This is a genomic window from Anoxybacillus thermarum (assembly GCF_000836725.1).
Classification (GTDB): Bacteria; Bacillota; Bacilli; order Bacillales; family Anoxybacillaceae; genus Anoxybacillus; species Anoxybacillus thermarum.
Genome location: NZ_JXTH01000073.1, coordinates 1 through 10273, shown reverse-complemented (window position 1 = coordinate 10273; position 10273 = coordinate 1). Strand labels below are relative to the sequence as shown.

Sequence of the window (10273 nt, the reverse complement as noted above, 5' to 3'; positions counted from 1 at the left end):
AGTCCAAGCGGGTTGAACAGGCCAAACGGAAGGCAGGACGGTTGTGGGCAGATGTGGTGCGTCAGAATCTACCGTGTCTGCAGCGGTCATCCGGGACGCCGATCCATCAAGCGTTGTCGGCGCTTCGGGATTTTGGTTGGGTGTAAAAAAATGGAATACAATATCATCACTTCAAGATGAGGGATGAGAGTCCAAAAGCGCTTACGATATCAATTCCTGAAAATGGTTCGCTAACTAGTGATTGACAACACCCGTAGTGAACCGAAAAAATGTTCTCCACAAAGTCTTGACTGACTCACAAATTTAGACATTTTCCGATACGGAAAGACAAATTATGATATAATAATGAAAATACAATTCGGATGGGAGGTCACTATGTCAGAAAAACAAGTCCGATTTTCATGGCAAAAACTATGGCGCCATTTCACGATTACATATGAAGTCATTTGGAATGTATGTTTAATTATATTGATCGCATGTTTATGCGCGTTCAGTTTTGCCTTCGGTGTCGGTGCGGGCTATTTCGCCTCTCTTGTGAAAGATGCTAAGCCGATTCCTTACAAAGAAATGAAAAAAGATATTTATAACTATGAAGAAACAACTCATATTTATTTTGCTAATCGTGAATATCTAGGCCATTTCCGTTCGGATTTAGAACGCGATGAAGTCAAACTGTCACAAGTTTCCCCTCATTTCATTCAAGCGGTCATCGCTACGGAAGATGAACATTTTTATGAACATAAAGGGGTTGTACCAAAAGCTATTATACGTGCCATTTTCCAAGAAGCAACAAACTCCTCGACACGTAGCGGAGGAAGTACATTAACACAGCAGCTTGTAAAAAATCAAATTTTGACGAGTGAAGTGTCGTTTGAGAGAAAAGCAAAAGAAGTATTGCTCGCTTTACGACTTGAGAAGTTTTTTTCTAAAGATGAAATTTTAGAAGCGTACATTAACGTTGTACCTTTCGGGAGAAACGCATCTGGGCGAAATATTGCCGGCGTCCAAGCCGCTGCAAAGGGTGTTTTCGGCATCGATGCAAAGCAATTAACATTACCGCAAGCCGCTTTTTTAGCAGGACTACCACAAAGTCCGTTTCGCTATACACCGTTTACGAGCGAAGGGGAGCTAAAAAGCGATTTATCTCCCGCGCTAAATCGGATGAAAACGGTATTAACGCGCATGAAAAAAGCTGGATACATTTCAGAAGAGCAATATAAAGACGCATTAGCATACGACGTTACGAAAGATTTTGTTTCTTCCTTGCCATCCCCAGTGGAAAAATATCCATGGCTGACGTTTGAAATCGAACGTCGTGCGAAAGATATTTTTATTGATTTGCTAGCAAAAAAAGATGGATACGATCGGCAAGATGTGCGCTCAAACGACCAGTTATATAAAGAATATGCGGAAAAAGCAGAAAAGCAATTACGCCAAAACGGCTATACGATTTACACAACGATCGATAAAGACATATATGAACGAATGAAAGCGATTGTTGAAAAATATCCGTACTTCGGAAGCGATACAGTTGCTCGAAAAAGAGATGAAAAAACAGGACAAATCATTTCCGTTCGTCAACCGGTAGAAGTCGGAGCGATTTTAATCGAAAACAAAACAGGGCGTATTATTAGCTTTGTCGGCGGACGAGATTATAAACGGGAACAACTTAATCACGCAACTCAAGCATACCGTTCGAACGGTTCAACGATGAAGCCGCTTCTCGTTTATGCACCAGCAATGGAAATGGGCATTGTTCAACCGGGATCTGTCATTCCAGATATTGATTTAGAAATTCCTACACAACAAGGTCCATATCGGCCAAAAAATGCAGATGGTAAAACACATGGCTTAACATCGGTTCGTCATGCGCTAAAAAAATCGTATAACATTCCTGCAATTCGGACATATGCGCGCATCATCGACCAACGCCCTATTTCATATTTAGAAAAAATGGGCTTCACAAGTTTAACAACGGGAGATGGATATAATTTATCTCTTGCGCTCGGTGGGCTAACAAAAGGAGTAACGATTGAAGAAAACGTCAATGCATACGCAACGTTTGCAAATGGCGGGAAATTCATTGACGCGTACTTAATTGAAAAAATTGTCGATAAAAACGGGAACGTTGTATATGAACACGAGCCAAAACCAGTGGAAGTATTTTCACCTCAAACAGCATATTTAACAATCGATATGATGCGCGACGTCATTCGCTCAGGTACAGCTGCTTTTTTAAATGGCAAGTTAAAATTTTCAGCAGATTGGGCGGGAAAAACAGGGACGAGTCAAAACACAAAGGACGCTTGGTTTGTCGCGACAAATCCGAATGTCACATTCGGCACTTGGATAGGATACGATACACCAAAACCGCTTGAAAAAAGCTATAAAGGGCTATCATATTCCCAAAGAAACTTATTGCTATGGGCGCAACTGATGAATGGGGCGTACGATATTCACCCAGAACTAATCGCTCCGAAAGAACGATTCCATATGCCTGGAGGAATTGTTCAACGCTCATATTGTGCAATTTCTGGATTGCTCCCATCAGAAACATGTAAACGATTCGGACTTATCGAAAGCGATTTGTTCAATACGGCATTTGTGCCGAAAACAGAAGATACGTACTTGATTAGCGGAGCTTTCGTTGAATTAAATGGAGAGCGATATGCCTCTTTACCGACAACACCGAAAGAATTTACAAAAGAAGGCGTAATGATTGACGCTTCGTTACTTGAACAGTGGGGCATTCAGCATATAAAAGATTTGAGCAAATTACTCCCGCAAAACGATAAATGGAAACATGTATTTGTGGCAAAAACGCTTCAAGAAAACGGGAAAAAACCGGATCCACTAGCTGCACAACAAAAAGGATCGGCACTCGTTTGGAACGAACATCATGAACAAGACGTCATTGGTTATCGAGTATATTATGCGGCATCCGAAACAGCTGCGTTTCAAGTTATCGCAACAATACGTAAAGGCGAACAAAAAAACATACCGTTAAAGCAAGGAATATATTACGTGACGGCTGTTGATATTGCTGGATTGGAATCGAATCCATCTAATATCATTCGCATGTTGCCTGATATACAACCTGAGCAACCGACAGATGAGGAACCAGCAGAAGAACAGCCATCAACAAACTAAAAAAATCGGGCATGGCCCGATTTTTTTAGTCTTCCATTGTTGATAAATCGCCTGTCGGTAAGTTTAGTTCCCAAGCTTTCAAAACGCGACGCATAATTTTTCCACTTCTCGTTTTTGGTAACTTATCACGAAACTCGATTTCACGTGGTGCGGCATGCGCAGCTAAACCTTTTTTCACAAAGTTACGAATATCCTCTTTTAATTCTTCTGATGGCTCGTACCCTTCACGAAGAGCAACAAACGCTTTAATAATTTCACCGCGCACCGGATCTGGTTTTCCGATGACACCTGCCTCTGCAACCGCAGGATGTTCAACGAGTTTGCTTTCCACTTCGAACGGACCAACACGTTCTCCCGCTGTCATGATGACATCATCAATCCGTCCTTGGAACCAGAAATATCCATCTTCATCCATATATGCCGAATCGCCAGATACATACCAATCACCCGGTAAGAAGTACGACTCATATTTTTGTGGATTGTTCCAAATCGCGCGCATCATCGAAGGCCAACCTTTTTTAATCGCTAAATTGCCCATGCGATATGGCGGTAACTCATTCCCTTGATCGTCAACGATTGCAGCTTTTACTCCCGGAATTGGTTTCCCCATCGATCCCGGTTTAATTTCCATACACGGATAGTTACAAATGAGTTGTGCCCCTGTTTCTGTCATCCACCATGTATCGTGAATACGGCGATTGAACACTTTCATTCCCCAACGGACAACTTCTGGGTTTAAAGGTTCCCCAACGCTTAAAATATGGCGAAGTGAGCCTAAATTAAACTTTTTCACTAATTCATCGCCAGCCCCCATCAACATGCGGAAAGCTGTCGGTGCACTATACCATACCGTAACGCCATAATCTTCGATCGTTTTATACCACGCTTCAGGATTAAACCGGCCACCTACAATGACGTTTGAAGCGCCACAAAGCCATGGACCGAAAATGCCGTACGATGTTCCTGTCACCCAGCCTGGATCAGCCGTGCACCAATACACATCATCTTCTTTTAAATCTAATACCCATTTTGCCGTTTGATAATGTTGAATCATCGCGTTATGCACATGCAGTACGCCTTTTGGTTTTCCTGTTGAACCAGATGTATAATGTAAAATGAGTCCATCCTCGCGTCCGACCCATTCAATATGAAAATGTTTGCTTGCTGCGTTCATCCGCTTTTTCAAATCAAAAAACGGACCTTCTTCCTTAATGTCTTCTCCAACTAAAAATACGTATTTTAACGCTGGTAGTTCATTTACAGGTACACGTGGTAAAAGCTCAGGTGTCGTAATAATCACTTTTGCTTCGCTATCTTCTAAACGGTCACGTACTGCCCCTTCCATAAACGCTTCAAAAAGAGGTCCGACGATTGCGCCAAGTTTAATTGCGCCAAGCACAGAGAAGTACAGTTCAGGCGAGCGAGGCATAAAAATGAAGACGCGATCTCCTTTTTCTACATCGGCCACTTCTTTTAACACGTTGGCTACTTTGTTTGAAAACTCCTTCATTTCTTTAAATGTGTACTTTTCTTCTCTTGTTGCATCACGATAATAGAGAGCCACTTTGTTTTTCCGGAACGTTTCTACATGGCGATCAATCGCTTCGTACGCCATGTTTACTTTTCCTGTTTCATACCACGAAAAATGCTTTTCTGCTTCAGACCAGTCAAACGTCTTATACGTTTCTTCGTAGTTTTTCAAGTTGAAATCCCCTTGAATGACTGGTAGCGTTTCCACCTTAATCATCCCAAACTCCCCCTTGTTTGAAAGTGTTTACATTCGTATTATATTATACTATAAACAATTTCTCAATTTTTAAAAAATTTTCATTAATGTTTATTATGAAAACGATTTAATTTTTATTTTTTTATGTATAATTGAAGTGAGATTATTTCAGTAGGCGGTGGGGCAATGGAGCATAAAAAAACATATAACGCAAAACAATTAAAAACACCGAAAGGAACGTTAATTATTGAAGGGCCGATTTCCCCAGAAAAGTTGGCTAGCTATGAATTTCATCATGATTTAACAGCGTTTCGGCAACCGCACCAACAACATCAAGCGCTCATTGAAATTGCAGGCCTTCCTGAAGGACGAATTATTATTGCCCGCCACGGTCACACGATCGTTGGCTACGTCACCTTTTTATATCCTGATCCCCTTGAAAGATGGTCACAAGGGAAGATGGAAAATTTAATTGAGCTCGGGGCAATCGAAGTCATTCCAGACTTTCGAGGGTGTGGTGTCGGGAAAAATTTATTGAAAGTGGCTATGATGGACGATGCGATGGAAGATTACATCATTATTACGACCGAATACTATTGGCATTGGGATTTAAAGCGAACCGGTTTGAACGTATGGGAATATCGAAAAGTAATGGAGAAAATGATGAACGCGGGCGGACTTGTCTGGTATGCAACGGATGACCCTGAAATTTGTTCACATCCGGCTAACTGCTTAATGGCGCGTATTGGGAAGCGCGTCGATCAACAATCAATTCAAAAGTTTGATCAACTTCGCTTTATGAACCGCTTTATGTATTAAAAACAAAGGGGATGGGGAAATGATTGTCGAACAAATGATGAAAACGGATGTCATCGCATTAAAGCCGTCAAATACAATTGCCGACGCGCTAAACATTGTGAAGCAAAAAAACATTCGTCACCTACCAATTGTTGATGATGAATATCATGTTATTGGAATCGTCACGGATCGTGATTTACGCGATGCAAGTCCATCGATTTTCCATGCCAATGAGCATCTAGAAGATTTACAAAAGCCGTTAAGCACCATTATGAAAACAAACGTCATTACAGGTCACCCGCTTGATTTTGTCGAAGAAGTGGCAGCTTTATTTTACGAACATCGCATCAGCTGCATGCCGATTGTCAAAGAAAATAAACTTGTCGGTATTATTACAGAGAGCGATTTATTATATACGCTCGTACAGTTAACAGGAGCTCATCAGCCCGGTTCGCAAATTGAAATTAAAGTACCGAACCGAACAGGGATGTTATGTGAAGTCGCTTCCATGTTTCAAAAAAGAAACATTAATATTTCAAGTGTTCTCGTATATCCTGACCAAGATGAAAAGTATAAAGTGCTCGTATTTCGTATTCAAACGATGAACCCGATGGCGATTATTGAAGATTTAAAAACGCAAGGATACGACGTATTATGGCCAAACTTGCCGGGGGCTTCATCATGAGCAAAAATAGCGTATTCATTTATTCCGATGCGTTTCAAACGTACAAATTCCATGATCGCCATCCGTTCAACCAATTGCGCGTCAAACTAACGTATGACTTATTACAGACGGTCGGCGCGCTCCATGACTCACAAATTGTAGCACCGCGTCTAGCAACAGATGAAGAACTAGCTCTTGTTCACGATATAGATTATATTGAAGCGGTAAAAAAAGCGGGGAAAGGAATACTTTCAGAAGAAATTGCAATCAATTATGGCTTAGGAACGGAAGATACACCTATTTTTCCAAACATGCATGAAGCGAGCGCCCTTCTTGTCGGGGGAACATTAACAGCGGTTGATTACGTCCTTTCTGGAAAAGCTGAGCATGCGCTCAGTTTAGGCGGAGGGCTTCATCATGGATTCCGCGGCAAAGCATCCGGATTTTGCATTTATAATGACAGTTCTGTCGCCATTAAATATATGCAAGAAAAATACGGTGTCCGTGTCTTATACGTCGACACAGATGCCCATCATGGTGATGGAGTACAATGGACGTTTTATGACGACCCAAATGTTTGTACATTTTCCATTCACGAAACAGGACGTTACTTATTCCCTGGTACAGGAAATGTGAATGAACGAGGACAAGGGAAAGGATATGGCTACTCATTTAACATTCCTGTCGACGCATTTACAGAAGATGAGTCTTGGCTAGCAGCATATAAAGAAGCACTCATGGAAATCGCCGACTTCTTTCGGCCTGACGTCATTTTAACCCAAAACGGTGTGGACGCTCACTATTACGATCCGTTAACTCATTTATGTGCGACGATGCGCATTTATCGCGAAATTCCAAAACTCGCACATCAAATTGCTCATCAATATTGCAACGGTCGTTGGATTGCAGTCGGTGGCGGAGGATACGACATTTGGCGCGTTGTTCCGCGTGCATGGGCGCTATTATGGCTCGAAATGACAGAACAATCCGATATTTCTGGACCTTTACCGAAAGAATGGATTGCCCGCTGGCAACAACATGCCCCTGTTTCTTTGCCACTCGAGTGGGATGACCCGGACGACTTATATCCACCCATTCCGAGAAAGGCAGAAATTACAGAAAAAAATGCCCAAACTGTCATCAAAGCACTTCAACCGATTCGAAGCAATAAACAACGGTTAAACTTATAACAAAATAACAAGGGTGTTCCAAAAGTATCTGGACACCCTTTCTATGTTTGTATACACGTAAAATATGCATCTTTCCTCATGAAAAAACTAGTTGCCGCTTATTTTGTCGAATCGCGATATTCAATTCGATGCGGTAATACAACAATGTGATTGTCCACATGTTCTTTGTTCATATATTTTGTTAATAAACGCATCGCCACCGCACCGATATCGTACATTGGCTGTACGACTGTCGTCAACTTCGGGCGAACCATTGTCGCTAAACGAGTGTTATCAAAACCGACTACTTCTAATTCATCTGGAATGCGCACACCACGGTCTTGTGCCCCATGAATGACTCCGAGCGCCATTTCATCTGTCCCAACAAAAATCGCTGTTGGTCGCTGGGCAAGTTCGGCCAGTTTTTCATATGCCTCCATTCCTGAATCATACGTGTAGTCGCCTTCAACAACAAGCTCATCATCATAAGCAATATTCGCTTCTTCTAAAGCGCGGCGATAACCAGCTAATTTTTTCAGTCCGTTAATTGGATCATTTAACGGTCCTGTCACATAAGCAATCCGTTTATGTCCTTTTTCGATTAACATATGTACCGCATCATATGCCGCTTGCTCATAGTCAATATTGACAGATGGAATAATATTATTTTTTTCAATGGTTGCAGCTAATACAATCGGTACATCTGACTTTCTAAACTGCTCGACATGCTCTTCCGTGACATCGCCACCCATAAATAAAATGCCATCGACTTGTTTCGCAAGCATTGTATTTAATAAATGCAGCTCTTTTTCTTTATTTTGATCTGAATTGCTTAAAATAATGTTATACTTATACATTGTTGCAATATCTTCGATACCGCGAGCCATTTCCGCAAAGAAAATGCTTGATATATCTGGAATAATGACTCCAACTGTCGTCGTCTTTTTACTTGCCAATCCGCGCGCCACCGCATTTGGACGATATCCGAGTCGCTCAATGACTTCTAACACTTTTTTGCGTGTAGAAGGCTTTACGTTTGGGTTCCCATTTACTACACGTGAAACGGTCGCCATCGACACGTTTGCTTCTCTTGCTACATCATAAATTGTTACATTCATCACATACACACTCCTTTTCAGCGCTCTATATATCGAAAACTGTCGTACATCGCAATTTTATGTAAAAATATCATACGATAAATGATTACCTAAGTGCAACGTTTTCACAAATAAATTCATAAGAAAAAGAAAAGCTGGCGAACAAATCACCAGCTTCTTTTCGTTATGCTTTTACAAATTGTTTTTGAAATGATTTTAATTCTTCCATAAACTCATTGAATTGGTCAATATCCATCTGTTGTGCAGAATCAGATAACGCCACAGCAGGATCAGGATGCACTTCTGCCATGACGCCATCCGCTCCAATCGCAAGCGCTGCTTTCGCACAAGGTAAAAGTAAATCCCGACGCCCTGTTGAATGTGTCACATCGACAAAGACAGGTAAATGCGTTTCCTTTTTCAAAATCGGCACAGCAGAAATGTCAAGCGTGTTGCGCGTTGCTTTTTCATATGTTCGAATACCACGTTCACATAAAATGATTTGTCCGTTCCCTTGCGACATAATGTACTCTGCGGCATGAATAAATTCTTCAATCGTTGCAGCTAGCCCGCGCTTTAACAACACCGGTTTGTTCACTTGCCCAGCCGCTTTCAGCAACTCAAAGTTTTGCATATTGCGCGCCCCGATCTGAATGACATCGATATAATCGAGCGCTGTTTCAATATCTGCAGGGGTCACAATTTCACTAATAACTGCTAAATCAAACTCATCCGCCACACGTTTTAAAATCTTTAACCCTTCTACTCCAAGTCCCTGGAAGTCGTACGGTGATGTGCGTGGTTTATACGCTCCCCCTCGCAACAATTTTAAACCGTGACGCTTGATTGCTTGTGCAACTTCCGCCACTTGTTCATAGCTTTCAACGGCGCATGGTCCCATGACAAAATATTGATTGCCATCGCCGATTTTTTCCCCTTTCACATCGACAATTGTATTTTCCGGCTTTTTCTTTCTTGATACGAGCAATGCTTTTTTATGATCGTCTTCTTGTAAATCAAGGCCTGCTTTAAAAATTTCTTTAAAAATATGTTTTAACGTCGCCGTATCAAACGGGCCATCGTTATGTTCTAAAATTAAATCCAACATTTTTCTTTCACGAACAGGATCATAAAAATACGTTCCTTGCGCATCTTTAATTTTTCCAATTTCTTGAACAAGACGTCCACGTTCATTAATTAACTTTAACAACTGTAAATTTAAATCATCAACCTTTGCTCTCAGCTCATCTAATCGTTCGTTACTCATTCATCTCATCCTTTCTTTATATAAGCTAAAAAATATGGTACATTTCTATATAATTAGAGATTATTATAAACGAAGTGGATAAAGTTGTCACCCCTTTATTTATAAAAGAGTCAGTCAAGACTTTGTGGAGAACATTTTTTCGGTTCACTACGGGTGTTGTCAATCACTAGTTAGCGAACCATTTTCAGGAATTGATATCGTAAGCGCTTTTGGACTCTCATCCCTCATCTTGAAGTGATGATATTGTATTCCATTTTTTTACACCCAACCAAAATCCCGAAGCGCCGACAACGCTTGATGGATCGGCGTCCCGGATGACCGCTGCAGACACGGTAGATTCTGACGCACCACATCTGCCCACAACCGTCCTGCCTTCCGTTTGGCCTGTTCAACCCGCTTGGA

General features: G+C 41.4%; 7 protein-coding genes and 2 pseudogenes. 5 read left to right on the top strand and 4 right to left on the bottom strand.

The genetic code is table 11. The features are described from left to right. Both LH47_RS15535 and LH47_RS13030 read left to right on the top strand, forming a co-directional pair. A pseudogene (locus LH47_RS15535) lies at window positions 1-146 on the top strand (UPF0236 family protein); the annotation flags it as partial. Between the two features lie 229 nt (window positions 147-375). Then, window positions 376-3150, top strand: a complete 2775-nt coding sequence (locus tag LH47_RS13030; protein WP_043968200.1) for a transglycosylase domain-containing protein — start codon at window positions 376-378, stop codon at window positions 3148-3150. Window positions 3151-3175: 25 nt separating this feature from the next. Here the strand turns inward: LH47_RS13030 and acsA are convergent, their stop codons facing one another. Beyond that, window positions 3176-4894, bottom strand: a complete 1719-nt coding sequence (gene acsA / locus LH47_RS13025) for an acetate--CoA ligase (protein ID WP_043968209.1) — start codon at window positions 4892-4894, stop codon at window positions 3176-3178. Between the two features lie 168 nt (window positions 4895-5062). On the opposite strand from acsA, the gene LH47_RS13020 reads away from it, so the two are divergent. Genes LH47_RS13020 through LH47_RS13010 form a run of 3 tightly spaced genes read left to right on the top strand, consistent with a single transcriptional unit; the run spans window position 5063 to window position 7528 of the window. Continuing rightward, window positions 5063-5695 carry a GNAT family N-acetyltransferase gene (locus LH47_RS13020; protein WP_003398366.1) on the top strand — a complete coding sequence of 211 codons (633 nt, stop codon included), beginning with the start codon at window positions 5063-5065 and terminating at the stop codon, window positions 5693-5695. A gap of 19 nt (window positions 5696-5714) precedes the next feature. Beyond that, complete coding sequence (locus tag LH47_RS13015; RefSeq protein WP_043968198.1) at window positions 5715-6359, top strand: acetoin utilization AcuB family protein; 645 nt, start codon at window positions 5715-5717, stop codon at window positions 6357-6359. Continuing rightward, window positions 6356-7528, top strand: a complete 1173-nt coding sequence (locus LH47_RS13010) for an acetoin utilization protein AcuC (protein ID WP_043968196.1) — start codon at window positions 6356-6358, stop codon at window positions 7526-7528. The genes LH47_RS13015 and LH47_RS13010 overlap by 4 nt, the downstream gene beginning before the upstream one ends. 98 nt (window positions 7529-7626) lie before the next feature. On the opposite strand, the gene ccpA is transcribed toward LH47_RS13010, so the two are convergent. The 3 genes and pseudogenes from ccpA to LH47_RS15530 all read right to left on the bottom strand — a co-directional run. After that, window positions 7627-8625: a catabolite control protein A gene (gene ccpA / locus LH47_RS13005; RefSeq protein WP_043968207.1), complete on the bottom strand. Its 999-nt coding sequence runs from the start codon at window positions 8623-8625 to the stop codon at window positions 7627-7629. A gap of 163 nt (window positions 8626-8788) precedes the next feature. After that, window positions 8789-9871 (bottom strand): bifunctional 3-deoxy-7-phosphoheptulonate synthase/chorismate mutase, encoded by a 1083-nt coding sequence (locus LH47_RS13000; protein WP_043968194.1) that lies wholly within the window; start codon window positions 9869-9871, stop codon window positions 8789-8791. Window positions 9872-10129: 258 nt separating this feature from the next. Next, window positions 10130-10273, bottom strand: a pseudogene (locus tag LH47_RS15530) (UPF0236 family protein); the annotation flags it as partial.